This is a genomic window from Mesorhizobium sp. B2-5-7, from assembly GCF_006440875.1.
GTDB lineage: Bacteria > Pseudomonadota > Alphaproteobacteria > Rhizobiales > Rhizobiaceae > Mesorhizobium > Mesorhizobium australicum.
The window spans coordinates 121,038-139,935 of record NZ_VFUO01000003.1 but is presented as its reverse complement, the minus strand read 5'-3'; the positions used below and the strand labels follow the sequence as shown (position 1 = coordinate 139,935).

Annotated in this window: 16 protein-coding genes; 13 read left to right on the top strand and 3 right to left on the bottom strand. The window is 63.6% G+C overall.

Annotated features, from left to right (window positions below; translation table 11 throughout):
* Nucleotides 1-48: 48 nt before the first annotated feature.
* The 7 genes from FJ543_RS14515 (at nt 49) to FJ543_RS14485 (ending at nt 7,284) form a co-directional block, all read left to right on the top strand.
* Nucleotides 49-1,071, top strand: coding sequence for a glycosyltransferase family 2 protein (locus FJ543_RS14515; protein ID WP_015314223.1), 1,023 nt, complete (start codon nt 49-51; stop codon nt 1,069-1,071).
* Nucleotides 1,072-1,362: 291 nt separating this feature from the next.
* Nucleotides 1,363-1,764: a hypothetical protein gene (locus tag FJ543_RS14510; protein ID WP_015314222.1), complete on the top strand. Its 402-nt coding sequence runs from the start codon at nt 1,363-1,365 to the stop codon at nt 1,762-1,764.
* A gap of 144 nt (nt 1,765-1,908) precedes the next feature.
* Nucleotides 1,909-2,775 (top strand): family 16 glycosylhydrolase, encoded by an 867-nt coding sequence (locus FJ543_RS14505; protein WP_140875674.1) that lies wholly within the window; start codon nt 1,909-1,911, stop codon nt 2,773-2,775.
* A 50-nt stretch (nt 2,776-2,825) separates the two neighbouring features.
* On the top strand, nt 2,826-4,157 hold the full coding sequence (locus FJ543_RS14500) for a UDP-glucose/GDP-mannose dehydrogenase family protein (protein WP_015314220.1): 1,332 nt from the start codon (nt 2,826-2,828) through the stop codon (nt 4,155-4,157).
* A 65-nt stretch (nt 4,158-4,222) separates the two neighbouring features.
* Nucleotides 4,223-5,665, top strand: coding sequence for a GMC family oxidoreductase (locus FJ543_RS14495; RefSeq protein WP_140723282.1), 1,443 nt, complete (start codon nt 4,223-4,225; stop codon nt 5,663-5,665).
* 22 nt (nt 5,666-5,687) lie between these two features.
* Nucleotides 5,688-6,137 carry a hypothetical protein gene (locus tag FJ543_RS14490; protein WP_015314218.1) on the top strand — a complete coding sequence of 150 codons (450 nt, stop codon included), beginning with the start codon at nt 5,688-5,690 and terminating at the stop codon, nt 6,135-6,137.
* Nucleotides 6,138-6,204: 67 nt separating this feature from the next.
* Nucleotides 6,205-7,284 carry a glycosyltransferase gene (locus tag FJ543_RS14485; protein WP_140821600.1) on the top strand — a complete coding sequence of 360 codons (1,080 nt, stop codon included), beginning with the start codon at nt 6,205-6,207 and terminating at the stop codon, nt 7,282-7,284.
* Between the two features lie 27 nt (nt 7,285-7,311).
* Here the strand turns inward: FJ543_RS14485 and FJ543_RS14480 are convergent, their stop codons facing one another.
* Together FJ543_RS14480 and FJ543_RS14475 are read right to left on the bottom strand one after the other, a co-directional pair.
* Complete coding sequence (locus FJ543_RS14480; RefSeq protein ID WP_015314216.1) at nt 7,312-8,334, bottom strand: phosphoribosyltransferase family protein; 1,023 nt, start codon at nt 8,332-8,334, stop codon at nt 7,312-7,314.
* Nucleotides 8,335-8,388: 54 nt separating this feature from the next.
* Nucleotides 8,389-9,885, bottom strand: a complete 1,497-nt coding sequence (locus tag FJ543_RS14475; RefSeq protein ID WP_140614933.1) for a lipopolysaccharide biosynthesis protein — start codon at nt 9,883-9,885, stop codon at nt 8,389-8,391.
* Between the two features lie 185 nt (nt 9,886-10,070).
* Here FJ543_RS14475 and FJ543_RS14470 point away from each other — a divergent pair, with 185 nt between their 5' ends.
* The 6 genes from FJ543_RS14470 to FJ543_RS14445 all read left to right on the top strand — a co-directional run bounded on the left by FJ543_RS14470 (nt 10,071) and on the right by FJ543_RS14445 (nt 17,660).
* The gene (locus FJ543_RS14470) at nt 10,071-11,243 is read left to right on the top strand and encodes a glycosyltransferase family 4 protein (RefSeq protein ID WP_140791611.1); all 1,173 of its coding nucleotides are present in this window, start codon (nt 10,071-10,073) and stop codon (nt 11,241-11,243) included.
* A 15-nt stretch (nt 11,244-11,258) separates the two neighbouring features.
* Nucleotides 11,259-12,248 (top strand): glycosyltransferase family 2 protein, encoded by a 990-nt coding sequence (locus FJ543_RS14465; RefSeq protein WP_140791613.1) that lies wholly within the window; start codon nt 11,259-11,261, stop codon nt 12,246-12,248.
* A complete protein-coding gene (locus tag FJ543_RS14460; RefSeq protein ID WP_140875672.1) occupies nt 12,248-13,198 on the top strand; it encodes a glycosyltransferase family 2 protein in 951 nt (316 codons plus the stop codon). Before FJ543_RS14465 ends, FJ543_RS14460 begins: the two co-directional genes overlap by 1 nt.
* Nucleotides 13,188-14,156 (top strand): glycosyltransferase family 2 protein, encoded by a 969-nt coding sequence (locus FJ543_RS14455; RefSeq protein ID WP_140875670.1) that lies wholly within the window; start codon nt 13,188-13,190, stop codon nt 14,154-14,156. The genes FJ543_RS14460 and FJ543_RS14455 overlap by 11 nt, the downstream gene beginning before the upstream one ends.
* A 74-nt stretch (nt 14,157-14,230) precedes the next feature.
* Nucleotides 14,231-15,127, top strand: a complete 897-nt coding sequence (locus FJ543_RS14450) for a UTP--glucose-1-phosphate uridylyltransferase (RefSeq protein ID WP_023772481.1) — start codon at nt 14,231-14,233, stop codon at nt 15,125-15,127.
* 148 nt (nt 15,128-15,275) lie between these two features.
* Nucleotides 15,276-17,660 carry a polysaccharide biosynthesis tyrosine autokinase gene (locus tag FJ543_RS14445; protein WP_140614928.1) on the top strand — a complete coding sequence of 795 codons (2,385 nt, stop codon included), beginning with the start codon at nt 15,276-15,278 and terminating at the stop codon, nt 17,658-17,660.
* A 129-nt stretch (nt 17,661-17,789) separates the two neighbouring features.
* Here the strand turns inward: FJ543_RS14445 and FJ543_RS14440 are convergent, their stop codons facing one another.
* Nucleotides 17,790-18,872, bottom strand: coding sequence for an acyltransferase (locus FJ543_RS14440; RefSeq protein WP_140875668.1), 1,083 nt, complete (start codon nt 18,870-18,872; stop codon nt 17,790-17,792).
* Between the last annotated feature and the right edge of the window lie 26 nt (nt 18,873-18,898).

Genomic DNA, 18,898 nt, shown 5'->3' with positions numbered 1-18,898 from the left:
ACGCGTACAGGGCGAGGGCAGATCGGAACCTGTGCAAGAGGCAATTCCATGTCGATGACGAAATCCCAAGTCTGCGTGATCATCGCGGCCAAAAACGCGGCGCGAACGATCGCCGTCGCCATCGCGTCCGCGTTGCGCGAACCGGAAGTCGGGGAGGTCGTCGTCGTCGACGATGGCTCCACGGACAATACGGCCGAGGTCGCACGCTCCGCCGACGATGGCAGCGGCCGGCTTGCGGTGATGCGCCTCGACGTCAATCGCGGCCCTTCTTTTGCCCGCAATGCGGCGATCGCCGGTTCACGAGCCCCGTTCATCAGCATTCTGGACGCCGACGATTTCTTCCTCGAGGGCCGGTTTCGCAACCTGTTTGTCGGCGCCGATTGGGATTTCGCCGCCGACAACATCATGCTCATCAGGGATGACGCGGCTGGCGATGCAACCAAAATCGTCGCCCCGGATTTTGCCGCCGATCCGGAATTCCTCGATTTCGAAGGATTCGTGGAAGGCAACATCTCCAGGCGCCGCGTCCAAAGAGGCGAACTCGGCTTCTTGAAGCCGGTGATCAGCCGTGCCTTTCTCGACCGCCACGGGTTGCGCTACGACGAGAGCCTGCGGCTAGGCGAGGACTACGAGCTTTACGCGCGAGCGGTCGCCCACGGGGCACGGTTCAAGGTCATCCGTTCCTGCGGCTACGGCGCCATCGTCCGCGCCGATTCACTCAGCGGCCGCCACAAGACGCAGGATCTGAAGCGGCTGGCCGATGCCGATCTGGCGCTGCTGGCGATCGACAGCCTGCCGGAAGGGTCGAAAGCAGTGCTACGGCGGCACGAGCGGCATGTGCGCGACAAATACCGGCTGCGCAATTTCCTCGACGTGAAGGCCGAGCGGGGCCTGGCTTCTGCCGCGGCCTACGCCTTCGCAAGCCAATCCAACCTCGTCCCCATCGTCCAGGGCGTGGCGTCCGACAAGATCGAGGCGCTGTTTCGCAGTGTTGGCCTGGTCTCCAGGAACAAGCACGTGCCGCCGCTCCGTTTCCTGATGGCTGGAACCAGTACCGGCAAAGGACGGTAAAGCGTGGTGTTACCTGCCGACCGCGAGGCCGCCACGCAACCATTTCCATCGGATTTATGAGTTTACGAATTGGGTGGTTGCCTCGCGGCTCTGGGGATGGCAGTCTATGTTGCGGTGCAACAAATTAAACGACCAGCCGAACTGGCCCCCGATCGGACTGGTGCGAAGTCTCTCTTCGTCAGAGGAGTTGGGCGACGCGGTTACGAGTTTTCAGCCCCGGTTGCGGGGATCGGCCAGTGGCCTGGCCTGAAAGCCGGTCCAGGAAGCCGGCGATGACGGGAATTTAAGTTCATGGCCTCGATATTCGGCTTCAGATCAAGGGATCCGGCCCGCGACAGGCAGACCGACGTTGCGCGCCTGGACCGGCTGGCGAAGCTGTTCGAGCAGATCGCCGCCGAGATCGAGGCGGAGAAAACCGGCTTGGAGAGCCGCTACCGCAAGGAGGCGACCAACGCGGCCTTTCTGGTCGAAGCCATGGAAAACGGCTCCGCCTCCGATCGCCGCTCGTCCGAAGTCAGCGCGTTGACGCAGTCGATCCTGAACAGCGAGCGCCGCATCGCTGCGCTGTCGCGCCAGGGCGGCAGGATGCGCGAGCTCCGTCATTCGCTGGACGTGGTCTTCGACGAGAATACGACCACCGATCCGGCGGCGACGGTCGAACCGGTCAGGCAGGCGGGAGCCGGCCGAAATTGAAGGCGGCGGCGGGGGACCGTTACGGCGAAGGTGATGCAAGGCTGGACGTCGGGAGGGTGATTGAAAAGGTCAAAGGTTGGCCCGTTTGGAAGCGGTTCGAACGTCGACTTTGGGTTGGGGACACAGCGCAAAGGTGAGTTAGTCATGAATTCGGATGCAAAGACCATGTCCACGACAGCAATCGACGCCCCTTCAGCCCTGCTTTCCTGGCGGCGGTCTGGTCTGGCTGTCGCTTTGCTGCTGGTCGCTCTTGGCAGCCTGCCGGCAACCCCGTCTCATGCGCAGGATATCCAGTCCGCGCCCTCTTTCGTCGACGATTTCAAGAATTTCGACCGCGAGCGCTGGTACGTTTCAGACGGCTGGACGAACGGCAGCCATCAGAATTGCACCTGGTCGAAAGGCTTGGTCAAGCTTTCCGATGGCGTTCTTTCGCTCGGATTCGCGAAGCAGAAGACCAAGGATCGCGAGTTCGCCTGCGGCGAGATCCAGACCAAGCAGCGTTTCGGCTATGGTACCTATGAGGCGCGGATGAAGACCGACACCGGCCCCGGCCTCAACGCGGCTTTCTTCTCCTATATCGGCCCATCCGACAAACAGCCCTGGGACGAGATCGACTTCGAGATCCTGACCAAGGACACCTCCAAGGTGCAGGTCAACGCCTATATCGCCGGCAAGGGCAAGAACGAGAAGCTGGTCGACGTGCCGGGCGGCACCGACAGTGCCTTCAACGACTATGCCTTCGTCTGGGAGAAAGATAGCCTGCGCTGGTATCTCAACGGCCAGCTGGTGAACACCATCACCGATCCCGCGAAGCTGCCCAGCCATGCGCAGAAGATCTTCTTCAGCCTTTGGGGTAGCGACACCATGAAGGGCTGGATGGGAGCGTTTGCGGACCCGGGCCGCAAGCTTTCGCTGCAGGTCGAGCGGGTCGCGTTCACCGCGCTGGGTCAGCCCTGCCAATTTCCGGAATCGCTGGTGTGTAGTGTAAAAGAGCTGGGAAAGACGAATTGAACCGGCAGGGCCGAGAAGCGGTCCGCTGCCCTGGATGGGAATGAAACCGAATGAACTTGACGGTGTTTGGAATTGGCTATGTCGGCTTGGTGCAGGCGGCGGTGCTTGCCGAGGTTGGCCACCAGGTTGTTTGCGTCGATATCGACGCAAACAAGGTGGAGCGGCTCAATCAGGGCCTCGTTCCGATCTTCGAGCCGGGTCTTGAAACCATCGTCAGGGAGAATCACGCCGCCGGCCGCATCAAGTTCACCACCGATGCGGCGGCAGCCGTCAGGCACGGCGAAATCCAGATGATCGCGGTCGGCACGCCGCCCGGCGAAGATGGTTCGGCCGACCTCAAATATGTGCTGGCGGTCGCCGAGACCATCGGCCGCGAGATGGATACCGCCAAGATCGTCGTCGGCAAGTCGACCGTGCCGGTCGGCACCTGCGAAAAGGTGAAGGCCAGGATCGCCGAGACGCTGAAGAAGCGGGGCCGCGAGGATCTGAGCTTCGACGTCGCCTCCAATCCCGAATTCCTCAAGGAGGGCTCCGCGGTCGCCGACTGCATGAAGCCCGACCGCATCATCGTCGGCACGTCGAGCGAGGAAACCGAGGCGGTGATGCGCGAACTCTACGCGCCCTTCAACCGCAACCACGAGAAGATGATCGTGATGGACGTGCGCAGCGCCGAATTCACGAAATACGCCGCCAATTGCATGCTGGCGACCAAGATCAGCTTCATGAACGAGATGGCCAACCTCGCCGAGCAACTCGGCGCCGACATCGAGGAAGTGCGCCAGGGCATCGGCAGCGACCCGCGCATCGGCTATCACTTCATCTATCCGGGTCTCGGCTATGGCGGCTCGTGCTTTCCCAAGGACGTCCGTGCCCTGATCAAGACCGCCGAGGGCGTCAAGTACGACGCCAAGCTGCTGCGCGCCGTCGAGGAGCGCAACAATGACCAGAAATCCGTTCTGTTCGACAAGGTGCACCGCTATTTCAAGGGTAACCTCAAGGGCAAGACCTTCGCGCTGTGGGGCCTGGCCTTCAAGCCCAACACCGACGACATGCGCGAGGCGCCCGCGCGCGTGCTGATGGAGGCGCTCTGGAACGCCGGCGCGGCCGTGCAGGCCTATGATCCCGAGGCCATGCAGGAATGCCAGGCCATCTACGGGCTGCGCGACGACCTGCTGTTGTGCGGCACCAAGGAGGCGGCTCTGCGCGGCGCCGATGCGCTGCTGATCGCCACCGAATGGAAGAGTTTTCGCGCACCGTCCTTCGATGCGCTGAAGGATGCGCTGACCACGCCGGTCATCTTCGATGGCCGCAACCTTTACGATCCCAAGGTCGTGGCGCGCCACGGCATCGAATATCACTCGATCGGCAGAATGGCGGCATGAGATCGGGCGCGGAGAGCCGAAAGCAGGATCGGGCCAAACGCCCGGCGTAGAAGGAATTGTAGCTGATGGTGCTGGACGTAAAGCCCGAGCAAGTCACCAAAGATCATTTCGATGTTGTCGCGATCGGTTCCGGCTTCGGTTCGGCTTTCTTCCTGCATGAATTCGCCAGGCGGCGTAAGGCGCGCATCCTGGTTCTGGAGTGGGGTCGCCACAACACGCATGAATGGCAGCTTGACCAGAACGTCAACACCGACATAGACGACGAGACGACCTACAGCACCAATTCCGACAAGCCGTGGAATTACACGATCGGGCTGGGTGGCGGGACCAATTGCTGGTTCGCGCAGACGCCAAGATTCCACCCCAATGATTTCAGGCTGAAAAGCACCTACGGCGTCGGCAATGACTGGCCGATCAGCTACGACGATGTCGAGCCGTTCTATTGCGACGCCGAAGACATCATGTCGATCTCCGGCGATCCCGACATGGCGGCGATGCTGCCGCGCTCGAAGCCCTTTCCGCAGCCACCGCATCGCATGTCGACGCCGGACAGGATGATGAAGGCGGCCCAGCCCGACCAGCATTTCGTCATGCCGACCGCACGGGCGCGCGTGCCGACCGCGCAACGCAGCTCCTGCTGCGCCAATCTGCGCTGCTGGCTGTGCCCGGTCGATGCCAAGTTCACCGCCAATAACGGCCTTATGCATGTCTTCGAGCATCCCGACGTTTCGGTCTGCCTCGGCTCCGAAGTGCGGCGGCTCGACCATGTCGGCGGCACGGTCCGTTCGGTCGCCTTCGTGCATGAGGGCAGGGAATATCAGGTCAGCGGCGACCTCTTCGTTCTCGGCGCCAATGCCATCCAGAGCGCGGCGATCATGCTGCGCTCGGGCCTGGGCGATGAATTCGTCGGGCGCGGCCTGCATGAATCCTATGGCTGGAATTTCGAGGTCTATCTCGACGGCGTCGACAATTTCGACGGCAGCACCATCACCACCGGCCTGAATTTCGGCCTCTATGACGGTCCGCACCGGTCCGAGCACGCGGCGGCCCTCGTCTATTTCGAGAACCGCTGGCAGCACGGGATGCGCGCAGAGAAGGGCCGGCTGCGCCAGGCGCTGCCGCTGGTCGTGGTCACCGAGAACCTGCTCGATCACGAGAATTTCGTCACCCTCGACGAGGATGACAACGCCTTCGTCTCCTTCAAGGCGCCGTCGGACTATGCCGTCAAAGGCATGGCCCGGGCGCTGGACAAATTGCCCGGACTGCTTGCCCCGTTGCCTGTCGAACGGCTCTTCGACCGCGGCATCCGGCCAACGGAATCGCACGTCCAGGGCACATTGCGGATGGGCACCGGCCCGGCTGATTCGGTGATCGACAGCAACATGATCCATCACCGGTTGAGAAACTTGGTCGTCGTCGGCACCAGCACCTATCCAAGCTGCTCCTGCGCCAACCCGAGCCTGACCGCGGCAGCTTTGTCCCTGCGCGCGGCGAGCCGGATGGCGTGACGGGAAGGGAAGGAGGTAACCGATGATGGAAATCTCACGGCGCTCGGTCTTGGCCATCATGGCTGGTGGAGTTGCATCGACTGGCGTGGCCTTCGCGGCGGTGTCTTCGTTTTCGGACGAGGACCTGGTTCGCGTCACGCTCGAAAAATACCTCGGCGGGTTGAACATGCGCATCGAGCACCTGCAGCAGTTCGTGCTGGAGTTCCGCAACCGCAATCCGTGGCTGTTTCCCAGCGAAAAACTGGGCGACGCCGTCACTTTGCTCGAGACGGCGAAGCTCGGCCAGGCACGCAAGTTGTTGCCAAAGCGGAAGCAGCGCGACCTCCGGCATTTCGACCGCTGGGTCGTGGCCGAATTTCACATGTTGACGGACTACGCCTCGCGCAGTTCGCCTAGTGATCCCATCCGGTTCACCGGATGGCAGCCATGCACAAATCCGTTCGCGACGCTTGATCCGCCAAAGACTGCGTGAGGCTGCACTTGACGCTGCCGTTCATCGGCCGTGGGCATTGAAACGCGATAGACGAGGAGCCAGGACCATGAAAGTTCTCTTTGCAGGCGGCAATGGCTACCCACCGGAGTTCAGCGGCGGCGTCCAGTCGAGCACTCATCATCTGGCCGAGCAGTTGATCGAGCATGGGCATGAGGCCGCGGTGCTCGCCGCGCTGTTTGGCGATGGTGTCTTCGGCTTCAAGGCGCGTGCCAAGATGAAGCTTTTGCGCCAGCCGGCGGTCGTCGACAGTTTTCCCGGCTACCCAGTGATTCGGGCGTGGTTTCCGTGGGAGGCGGCGGCCTTCGCCGTCAACAGGGTCAAGCCGGATGTGGCGGTGGTTCAGTGTCACAAGTCGGTTCCACTCGGCAAGGCGTTGCAGGCCAAGGGCGTGCCGCTGGTCGTCTACCTCCGCAACGTCGAGTTTCACGAGCTTGGGGGCGACCTGCGCGACCTGCATTCGGCGCTTTATATCGCCAATTCCGAATTCACCGCGCGTACCTACGCCAGGGAGTTCGGCATCGAGGCGGCGGTGATCCCTCCGACCATCAATCCGGCCCACTACAGCACGCCGACTTCAGGCCAGTTCGTCACCCTGATCAACCCTTATGAGGAAAAGGGCTTCGAGCTTGCGGTGCGGATCGCCGCCGCGTGCCCCGAAATCCCGTTCCTGTTCGTCGAAAGCTGGAAGCTGGCGGACGATCACCGGGCACGCATCGAACAGACGATCACGCCGCTCGGCAATGTCACGCTGGAGAACCGCACCAGTGACATGAAGACGGTCTATGGCCGCACCCGGATCCTGCTGGCGCCCAGCAAATGGGAGGAGGCCTGGGGGCGGGTTGCCTCGGAAGCCCATTGCAGCGGCATTCCGGTCGTCGGTTCGCGCCGCGGTGGCTTGCCGGAAGCGGTCGGCCCTGGCGGCACGGTGCTCGACTATGATGCCCCGCTCGCCGAATGGGTCGCGGCCGTCAGGCTCTTGTGGAACGACAACAAGGAATATCAGCGGGTCTCGGCCCTCGCGCGCGGCTTCGCCGGCCGGCCGGAACTCGACCCCGACCGTCAGTTCGTCACCTTCTTCTCGATACTGGACAGAGCGGTGCAGCAGCGCGCACGCCAGGCCGCGTAGCCAAGCAGCGACCCGATCGGTTCTGCATCAGGCTGGGCGCTTGACCCTGTTCTTCAGCGTTTCATAGCCGCGTGCACCGAGCAGGGCGCGGGCAATGGTCTTGGCGGCGCTCTTGCGGCCCTCCTGCGAGTTGACCTGGCGCAGCCTCGCCGGCAGGTTTCGCGCGGCCTGGCCAAGTGCTGGCAGCGACAGCGCATCGGGAAAACTGACCATGTGCGTCTCGACGCACAGGACCGGTTTCCCCGACAGTTTGGCAATCCTCAGCGCCTGGGCATGTTCGCTTTCGATGAACAGGATGGCGTCGGATTTGCGATAGAAATCGGCCTTGAAACTGCCATGCGCGCCAAGCCGCTGGCGCTCCGCCTTGCTCGGCAGATCGAGCATGATCAGCTTGTCGTACTTGATCTCGTGCTTGGCGAGCCACGCCTCCGTCAATGCACGGTATTTCTCGAGCCGGCTGGTGACCAGCCAGCCGATCTTGTGGGTCACGGCATGAAGCGGCCGCGCCTCGCTGAGGAATTTTTCATAGGCAGGCCCGTCGTCGTTCTCGGCCTCGGTCGGATCGAGACACAGCACCCCGTCAATGTCGACACAGCATTGCGCCAGGAATTTGTGATGCATGAAGTTCCACTGGAACATGCGCGGATGCGGCACGACCTCGAACACCAGATCGGTCTCCTGATGCTCCGGCTCCAGGCCGAAGACGGCGGCAAAGGTGTAGTCAGCCTCGATACCGCCGCTCTTGATGCGGGCACGGGCGTCGCGCATCGCATTACCGCCGGCGATGCTGTCGTCGATCACCAGCACCTTGCGCATGTCCGAAACCTTGCGGTCCAGGGCCGCGCGGCGCTTGGTGATGCCTGACGTGTAGACCCTGCCTTCGAGGAAGGAGTCCAGGTCAGTCATCGGAATGTTGGCCGCAAGGCTGACCAGCGTCGCCGCCAGCACGCCGCTTCTGGGAACGCCGACCACCAGGTCGATGTCGCGTGGCAGCCGATGAAGGTTGCTCACGATGGCGTCGTTCATGTCGGAGATCGATCGGTAGTGCATGGATCAGGCCTGATGCTCGGGTGGGATATGGGATAGACGACAAAGGCGCCGAAATTATTGCGCCTCGCGCGGCGTCGCCGCCGGCGCCCTTGCCGGCAGCATTTTCAAGGCCTCCCGCAAGGCTTCGCGCCCGGCGGCGAAGGTCAGCGCGACGACGATGGTGATCGCGTAGGCCAGGATGACGCCGCTTGCCAAGGCGACGACATGCTGCTGCGGCAGCATCGGCTTGACCAGCCAGACCGCCCCAAGCGCCAGATGCGCGCCAAGCACGAACGGCGCTGCCGTGCGCAGCACATGGCTGGCTTGCAGCGGTCCGCTCTTGCCGACATAGAGCCATAGGAAGGGCGTGCGCAGATACTCGCTGACCGCATAGGCGACCGCCACGCCGAGCGCGCCGTAGGGCAGGCCGAGCGCGAAGGCAAGCACCGAGGTCACCGCCGTGATGATGCCCCAGCGCATGAAGTCGCCGGAGCGGCCCTGGCTGACGAAAAGCCAACCAGCCGGATTGTTGAGCGGCTGCAGCAGGCCGGCAAAGCCGAGCGCCAGGAAGATCGAGGCGCTGGCGCGCCACTGCTCGCCGAGCACGAAGGGGATCAGCACATCCGACATCGCGGTGGCGAAAGCGACGCCGGGCAGCGCCACCAGAAGGATCAGCGGCATGACGCGCAAATAGGCGCTGCGATAGCGGTCCGGCTCGTCCTTCAGTCGCGACAGCGCCGGCACCATCACCTTCGACAGCGGATTGGTGATCTGGCTGAGCGGGAACAGGAGCAGCTTGTAGGCGCGGTCGTAGAGTCCGAGCTGGGCCTCGCCCCAGTATTTGCCGATCAACACGTTGTCGAGATTGCGGGCGAAGAAATTGGCGAAATTGAAACCGGTGATCCCGGCACCGAAATTGATCAGCTCGCTGATCCCGACGACCTTGCGCGGCATGCCTGGGCGCCAGCGCGAGCTGGCCCAGTAGCACAGCGTCGGCAGCACCGCGCCGGTCAGCGTGCCGGCAAACAGCGCCCAGTAGGAACGGTCGATGAAAGTCCAGGCGATCGAGACGGCCAGCCCCGCGACGGCCCCGGCGACGTCGATGATCGCCAGGCGACCGAACTGCATGCGACGCGTCAGCAGAGCCAGATGCTGGGCGCCTAGGCCATAAGCCAGGATCTGCAATCCCAGTGCCGCCACCAGACCGGCGACGCGCGGCTCGCCATAGAACGCGGCGACCAGGGGTGCCGCGCCCGCGAGCACGCAGGCGAGGACCGCGCTGACGGCGACATTGATCCAGAAGAGGTAGTTCACCTCCTCATGCCGGATGCCCGATTTCTGGATGGTCGCCTGGGTCAGGCCGAAATCCTGGAACAGGGCGATGAAGGCGAGCACAGGAGCGCACATGGCCACGACGCCGAAATCCTGCGGCGACAGGAGTCGCGACAGCACGATGACGGAAATGATCTGCGTAGCGACCCGCACCGATTGCGCCATTGCGGTCACGACGGCACCGCGGCCGACCGATTTGCGCAGTGAGCCTTCCGGCGGATCGAATGGATTGGCTTCCAAATTCAGGATTCCTGATCTTTGCGCGGATTTCGGAGCCCCGAAATCCACAACCGCCGCCGACCACAAACTACGGCAATAATTTTGCAGTGCAACAGAAAACGTGGAACGGTGCGCCAAAAATGTTGCGATGCAGCAAGAGCTGTACTAGGCTTCCCCTGGGTGGGTCAAACAGCGGTCGAGTTTTCATGCTGCATGTCTTGTACCTGGTACATGATGTTTCCGACCCGGCGGTTCGCCGGCGGATCACGATGCTCAGGACAGGTGGCGCCCGGGTTACCCTGGCGGGCTTCCGCCGCGCCGCCACTCCGATTGCCGACATCGAAGGCTTGCGGCCAATCGACCTTGGCGCGACGCGCGACGGGCGATTCGCCCAGCGCCTGGCGGCGGTGGCAAAAACAGCGGTTTCGATAGGTTCGAAGCTCAGGGACGTGCCGAAGCCCGACATCATCATCGCGCGTAACCTGGAGATGCTGGCGCTGGCCCGCCGCGCCCGGTCGGCTTTCGGCGCCGCTGTCCCGATCGTCTACGAATGTCTCGACATTCACCGCCTGGTGCTTCGCGACGATGTCCTGGGCAAGGCGCTGCGCGCCACCGAGCGTCATCTGGCGCGGGATGTGCGGCTGCTGGTGACCAGTTCGCCCGCCTTCATCGCCAACTATTTCAAGCCTTTCCGCCAGGTCGCGGCGCCGGTGGAACTGGTCGAGAACAAGTATTTCGAGGCGGCGGCGATTCTGCCCGCCGAGCGCGAGGCGGTGGAAGGACCTCTCGCTCCGCCGTGGCGGATCGGCTGGTTCGGGGCGCTCCGGTGCCGCCGCTCGCTCGAACTGCTGGCCGGTTTCACGCGTCACATGGAAGGCCGGTTCGAAATCGTGCTGCGCGGCCGCCCGGCACTTTCCGAGTTCCCGGATTTCCATGCCTTCGTCGATGCCGAACCTTACATGTCGTTTCGCGGGCCGTACCGCAACCCGGAGGACATGGCGGCGATCTATCACGACGTCCATTTCTCCTGGGCGATCGATTTCTTCGAGGAGGGACAGAACTCCGAATGGCTGCTGCCCAACCGCCTTTATGAAGGCTGCCGCTTCGGCGCGGTGCCGATCTCGATGGACAACACCGAGACCGGACGGTTCCTGCGGCAGCGCGAGATCGGCGTTTTGCTGCCGCAGGCCACGCCCGAAGCGCTCGAAACCGCGCTTGGCGGGATGGAACAGCACCGCTTCGGCAGGCTGAAGGCGCGCGTGCTGGCCCACAATCCGAGGATGTGGAGCTACGATCGCAGCGACTGCGGCGCGCTAGTCGAAAAACTGCGCGGCCTGACCACTGTGCGCGGGCCGCTCGCGACCGAGGCCCTGGCATAGGATGGACATCGCCCGATGACGCAAGCGCTTGCCTCCACCCTGATCGTGATCCCGTGTCTCGACGAGGCGACTCATATCGGTGCGCTGCTCGACCAGCTTTGCCCGGCGGCGGAACGGCTTGGCGCGCGGATCGTCGTTGCTGATGGTGGCAGCACCGACGGCACGCTGGCCATTGTCGGCGAGCGCCAGAGGAACGACCCTCGCATCATCCTGCTTCACAACGAAAAGCGCATCCAGAGCGCCGCGATCAACCTGGCGGTGGCCAAATTCGGCGAGGGTGCGCACTATCTGATCCGCATCGACGCCCATGGCGGCTATCCCGACGACTATTGCGACCGACTGGTCGAGGAGGCGTTGGCGACCGGGGCGGATTCGGTCGTGGTGTCGATGCTGACCAGCGGCAGCGGCACGGTGCAGAAAGCGGCGGCGGCGGCGCAGAACTCCAAGCTCGGCACCGGCGGCTCCAAGCATCGCCATCTCTCCGCCGGGGAGTGGGTCGACCACGGCCATCACGCACTGATGCGGATATCGGCCTTCCAGGCCGTCGGCGGCTATGACGAGACGTTCAGCCACAATGAGGATGCAGAACTCGACTATCGGCTGAGGCGGGCAGGCTACAGGATCTGGATGAGCGGCAGGACGCAGATGGTCTATTATCCGCGGACCTCGCTGCGCGGCCTCTATGTCCAGTATCTCGGCTATGGCCGCGGCCGCGCCAAGAATGTGCTGAAACATCGTGTGATCCCGAAGGTTAGGCAGATGGTGCCGCTGGCGGTCTTCCCGGTGGTTCTGCTGGCGGCCTTCTCCTTCCTGCACTGGATCGCGGCGCTGCCTCTGGTGCTGTGGGTGGCGGTTTGCCTGGGCTACGGCCTGGTGGCGGCCATCAGCCAGCGCAATGCCGATATCGCGCTTGCCGGCGTCTCGGCGATGGTCATGCATTTCGGCTGGTCCGTCGGCTTCTGGCTGCAGCTTCTCGGCCTCGGCACGCGGCGGAGGGCGGCGTGATGGCGGTTGAGGTCAAGCATCGCAGCATCGACATCGGCGTGTGCACATTCCGGCGGCCGGAACTGGCCGACACGCTGCGCTCGCTTGCCGCCCTGGCCATGCCTGACGGCTTCGAGGTCGGCGTCATCGTCGCCGACAATGACGACACGCCGAGCGCCAGGGACCTGGTGACGGTGCTGTCGCAGGAATTGAAGTTGCCGGTCCGCTACCGGCATTGCCCGGCCCGCAACATCTCGATCGCTCGCAACGCTTGTCTCGAGGCCAGCGAGGCCGATTTCCTGGCCTTCATCGACGACGATGAGACCGCTACGGCCCACTGGCTCGCCGAACTGGTGGCAACGGCCGAAAAAAGCGGCGCCGCCGCGGTTCTCGGCCCGGTGCGCGCGCTCTATCGTCCGGATGCGCCGGAATGGATGCGCCGCGGCGATTTCCATTCCACCTTGCCGGTCCGCGTGCACGGCGAAATCCGCACCGGCTACACCTGCAACGTCCTGCTGCGCATGGCATCCGACAGCTTGCGCGGCCGCCGCTTCAGCCTGGCGCGCGGCCAGACCGGCGGCGAGGACACCGAATTCTTCGACCAGATGCACAAGGCAGGCGGCCGGATCGCCTTTGCGCCGGAGGCATGGGTGGACGAGGCGGTGCCGAGGGCCAGGGCCGCATTCGACTGGCTCAGCCGCCGCCGCTTCCGGGTTGGCCAGACTCACGGTCATCTCCTGGGCCGCGGCGCCAGCGGCATCGCGCGAGTAAAGCAGGCCGGCCTTGCCGCGGCAAAGGCCGCTTTTTGCTTCGCCGCGGCACTTCCGGTTGCAGCCAGTCCGGTCCGCAGGAACCGCAGCGTGTTGCGCGGCATCATGCATGTCGGCGTTGTCAGCGGTCTTGTCGGTGTCCGCGAACTGCGCCTCTATGGCCAGCCTTCACCAGGGGAAGGAGGCAAGCGTGCAGCCTGACGTTTCGTCCGTACCCGATGTTTCTTTTGTGATCGCCGCCTACAATGCCGAGGCAACACTTGATAGGGCGGTCGCCAGCGCCATCGCCCAGAAGGGCGTCAGCCTTGAGATCATCGTCGTCGACGACAAGTCGCGTGACGCCACGCTCGATGTGGCGAGGGCCTATCCCGAGCATGTCGTGCGCGTCGTGGCGCTGGAAAAGAACAGGGGCCCCGGAGGGGCCAGGAATGCCGGGCTCGACGCCGCCCGCGGCAGGTGGATAGCGGTTCTCGATGCCGACGACGCCGTCTTTCCCGGACGCGTCGCCGCCATGATCGGCCGCGCCGAAAAAGCGGGCGCCGAGATCGCCGTCGACAATCTCCAGGTCGTCCGTGAGGACGGCGTGGTCCAGGACGCGATGTTCCCGCGCCGGTATCTGGAAGGCCTGCGCGAGATTTCGCTGGCGACCTACATCGCCGGCAACGTCGTCTTCGAATCGAAGTTCAATCTCGGCTATCTCAAGCCGATCTTCCTGCGCCGGTTCCTTGACGAAAACCGGCTTCGCTATGACGAGAAGCTGAGGATCGGCGAGGACTACATCCTGTTTGCCGAAGCCCTGGCCATGGGCGGCAGATGCGTGGTGGAGCCTGAAATCGGCTATGCCTATCATATCCGCAGCGGCTCCATCTCGCGCGTGCTCGAGCCTCATCATGTCGAGGCGATGCGCAAGGCCGACGAGATTTTCGCTCAAACCCATTCGATGGACGTGGCCGCGCAGGCGGCATTCGCCCGGCGCGGCCGCAGCCTGCGCAAGGCGGCCTCGTTCCTGGCGATGGTCCAGCACATCAAGGCGCGGTCCCCGCTCAAGGCGATCCGGACGGCGCTCAGCGACCCGGCGGCGGTCAGGCATATGGGCATGCCGATCGCCGTGCGGTTGCGAAGAGTAGCGGCACAGTTTGCCGTCGGGGCGGGGAGGTGAAGATGCAGGCACATGGAGGGATTTTTCGTGGCCTGTGAATGGACTGTAGTCGATCTCCTCAGAAGGAATTTGCGATGAAGAAAATCAGGAAGGCCGTGATACCGGTGGCGGGGCTTGGAACACGGTTCCTGCCGGCGACCAAGTCGATGCCGAAGGAAATGCTTCCCGTCGTCGACAGGCCCGTCGTGCAATATGCGGTGGACGAGGCCTTCGAGGCCGGCATCGAGCACATCGTCTTCGTCACCGGCCGCAACAAGGCGGTCATAGAGGACTATTTCGACCTGCATCCGGAATTGATCGGAACCCTGGAGCAAACTGGCAAGAAGACTCAGCTGGAGACGCTCGAAAGCATGCTGCCGGTGGCCGGCGCCACCTCCTTCATCCGCCAGCAGTCGCCGCAAGGCCTCGGCCATGCCGTCTGGTGCGCCCGCGAGGTCATCGGCAACGAGCCCTTTGCCCTGCTTTTGCCTGACATGGTTTCCTTCGGCGGGCGCGGATGCCTGGCCGAGATCACCGACCTCTATGCGCAGACCGGCGGCAACGTCATCGCCGTCGAGCGTTGCGATCCCACCGAGACCAACAAATATGGCATTGTCGGCCGTGGCGCCGACATTGGCGGCGGTTTCGAGGTGACGGCCATGGTCGAAAAGCCGGCGCCGGCCAATGCGCCGTCGAACTTCTACATCAACGGCCGTTATATCCTGCAGCCCGAAATTTTCCAGCTTCTGGGCAACCAGCAGCGCGGCGCCGGCAACGAGATCCAGCTGACCGACGCCATGGTTCGCCTGTCGCAGGAGCAGCCATTCTTTGCCCAGCCTTTCAAGGGGCGCATGTTCGACTGCGGGTCCAAGGAAGGGTTCATCCAGGCCAATATCGCCTTCGCGCTGGCGCGCGACGACATGAAGGGCCCGGTTTTCGAGATGCTCCGGGAGTTCGTCCGGACGCATGAACGCCAGGAAGAAGCCGCATAATGCCCATCTTTCGGGAGTATTGTCGGGTGGCTGACGGCGCAGGGGCCGGCCGGCTCCGCGCTGTCCGGCACCAAGCGTGTGTCGCGCCTGCCAATGCTCCCGATCTCTCCGGGGCCTGCGAGCGAGACAAGCCAGAATTGGACCGAAGATGAACTATGCCAATTTTCCTCTCGACAAGAGGATGCCATTGCCGAATTCGGAAGCAGGAGACGGCGACGACTTCATCGACATCGAGCGGCTGCTTGGCATGGCCGCACGGCAGGCCAAGGTGGTTGGCGTGTGCGCCGTCATCGGCCTTTTCCTGGGCATGCTCTATCTGCAGACCACGCCGCCAAAATTCGTGTCGGTTTCCAGCGTGCTGATCGATGAAGGTCTGAACAAGATCGTCGACGACATCTCGGCGGCATCGACGACCATGCAGACCGATTCCGCGATTCTGAGCCAGATCGAGATCCTGACCTCGACGCGGCTTGCCGCCGTGGTCGTCGACAAGCTCAAGCTCGACCAGAACGACACGTTCATGAACCCGCCCCAGTCGGCCCTTGCCCAGGGCGTTGGCCTGGTCCGCGGTCTGATCCAGTATGTTCGTCCGAGCAGCCCGGTCATGCCGGGTGTCGGCGACATCACCAAGCTCGACCCCGCCGCGCGCGATGCGCTGATCGCCACGTCGCGCCGCGACTACGCGATCCTCAAACTGCAGAACGAGATCCGGGCGGATCGCGTCGGGCGAAGCTACGTTATCGCGCTTGGCTACCAGGCGACGGATCCGGCATTGGCGAAGGCCATTACCAAGGCCTATGCCGACGCCTATCTCGCCGACCAGCTCGACGCCAGCTTCGACGCCACCGAGCGCGCGGCGGTCTGGCTGCAGGGCCGGTTGACGGAGCTGCGCGAGAGCTCACAGCAGGCATCGCTGGCGGTCGAGAAATTCAGGGCCGAACACGGCCTGTCCGCCAACAGCGACGGCCAGCTGATGAGCGACAAGCAGCTCGCCGACCTGAACGCCCAGCTCATCGTCGCGCAGGCCGACACCGCGCGTGCCAGCGCCCGTTACCAGCAATACAAGTCGATCGTCGACAGCGGCTCGGACAACGCTTTCAAGGATGCCGCCATATCCAGCGACCAGCCAGCCAGCTCGGTCATTGCGGCGTTGAAGACCCGCTACCTCACGGTCGCCAAACGGCAGCAGGATGTCGAGGCGAATTTCGGCCCGCAGCATCCGCAGGCGGTGGCGCTCGCCAAGGAGAAGGCCGATATCTCGACGCAGATCTTCGGCGAACTGAAGCAGCTCACCGAAAGCTACCGCAACGAGTATGAGGTGGCGTTGGCGCGCGAGACCGCGCTCAGGGCCAATGTCGCCGCCGCGCAGGGCAAGAGTTCGATCGACAACCAGTCGCAGGTCCAATTGCGTGATCTCGATCAGAAGGCGACGGCACTCTCCACGCTCTACCAGACGTTCCTCGGACGCTACGAGGAAGCCGCGCAGCAGCAATCCTTCCCGGTCGGCAAGATCCGCATCATCTCGGATGCGTCGACGCCGCTTGCCGCCTCGAGCCCGCGCACCGTCATCGTCCTCGGCCTTTCGCTGGTGCTCGGGGTTCTGATGGGCGCCGGCTTCGGCGGCCTCAACGAGTTCAACGAGCGGTTCTTCAGGACCGGCGAGGAGGTCCGCGACCGCGTCGGCCTCAAATTCCTCGGTTACCTGCCGACCATCGGCAGCAAACCGAGCAAGGAAGACAAGCCAGCCGAACCCGATCTCAAGGTCGCCAGATCGCCGGCCGCCATCGAAAGGCGCGCACGGATGCGGGTGAGCATCGACGCTCCGGCATCGATGTTCTCCGAAACGCTGCGCAGCGCCAAGATCGCCTTCGATGTGGTGATGGAAGGGCAAGGCAGCCGCGTCATCGGCGTGATCTCGGTCCTGCCCGGCGAAGGCAAGTCGACGGTCGCGGCCAATCTCGCCGGGCTGCTCGCCGCCAATGGCTCCAGGACGCTGCTCATCGACGGCGATCTGCGCAATCCGGGCCTTAGCCGCAGCCTCGGCATGGAAGCCGAGCAAGGCTTGATGGAAGCGGTGGTGAGCGGCCAGACCTGGCAGTCCGTCGGCAAGATCGACAGGCAGACCAAGCTGGCGATCATTCCGGCTGTGCTGCGCGGACATTTCTCGCACACCAGCGAGCTTCTCTCCTCGGCCGGCATGCGTCGTTTCATCGAAAACGCCAAGGAGACCTTCGAATACATCGTCGTCGATCTGCCGCCGCTTGGCCCGGTGGTAGACGCCAAGGCCTTCGCGCCGCTGGTCGACGGCTTCGTGCTCGTCACCGAATGGGGCCGCACGCCGCGCGCCATGGTGCGCTCGATGCTGGAATCCGAGCCCTATGTCGCCAACAAGATCGTCGGCGCGGTGCTGAACAAGGTCGACCTGAAGAAGCTCGCCAAATACGGATCGTTCGGCGCGTCGGAGAAATTCTTCGACAAGTACTCGAGCTATTATCTCGACAAGTCGGAAGTGCGTTCGAAGGCGGCGGTCTGAGATAAGGCCGTTGCCCGTCATGTCTTGGGCCTGCGCTGCGGTTCTCATTCCGAATCGCGCAAAGTTTCGGCGCCGTCCGACCGCCGTTGATGCGGCCGGACATGAAGCGGAGCGGCGTATAGCTCGAGGCTATGCCGCCTTCAGCCGGTAACGGAAAAGCGTGTGGTCGAGCAGCAGCCGGATGCGCGGTTCGGCCTCGGTTGCCACCAGCCAGCTTGCCGCGATCATGGTCGCGCCGACCATTGCCATCGACAGGAGATAAGGCAGCCCGGAGCGCACCATGGCGCCGAGCATCGCCGCGCCGATGACGTCGTGGATCAGATAGAGCGGATAGGTCATCAGGCCGATCCGGCGCCAGCCGCTCCATCTGAGATCAAGCGTGAGCGACCACGCCATCAGCGCGATGGCCGCGAGGAAGATCAAGATTGGCGGCCCGTACGGCATCACGGCTCCGACTTTGATGCTATGGACGTCGACGGAGCTGGCGATCTGCAGCACCCCACCGCCGAGGAACAGCAGGCAGAAGCCAAGGCGAGACGCTGTCACCGCCTTGAACCGCATCAGCCAGATGAGCACGCCGACCGCGAAGAATGAGCCATGATGCACCAGCACGAGCTGCAGCCACCGCGTCTCGGCGAAGGCGGACCAGCCGAGCGGATAATAAAGGCACCAGAACAGCGTGCTGATCATGCCGATGACGATCGCAACCCTTTCCATCAGATGGAAACGGCCGAGCCGCAGCAGGATCCAGACGATGGCGTAGAAGGCGATTTCGATGCCGAGCGTCCAGTAGACGCTGTCCACCCAGGGACCATAAGGCGCGAACAGGCCGGTGCGCACGAGCCGAACCACCGCATCGGTCGGCCAGCTCAAGCCGATCAGCAGCAACAGCGCCGTGGTGATCGGGGCACAAATCCAGGCCGCCGGCGCCAGCCTTTTGACCCTTGCCTCGAAAAACCGCAGCGGCGTCGAATTCTCGGCGCTGAAGGCAATGACGAAACCGCTGATGACGAAGAAGATCTCGACGCCGACCCAGCCGGACCCGACCCAGGCGCCGATCCCAGGCTGCGCCGGAACGCCACCAGTCGCTTGCGCCGAGATGCCGTCGGGATAGGCCCACACCCAGAAGCCGTAGTGATAGACCATGACCAGCACGGCGGCGAGAAACCGCAGGATGTCGATACCGCCAAAAGTTATTTTTTGCTGAGCCATGCGATCCAATCGAATGGCCCCCCGCA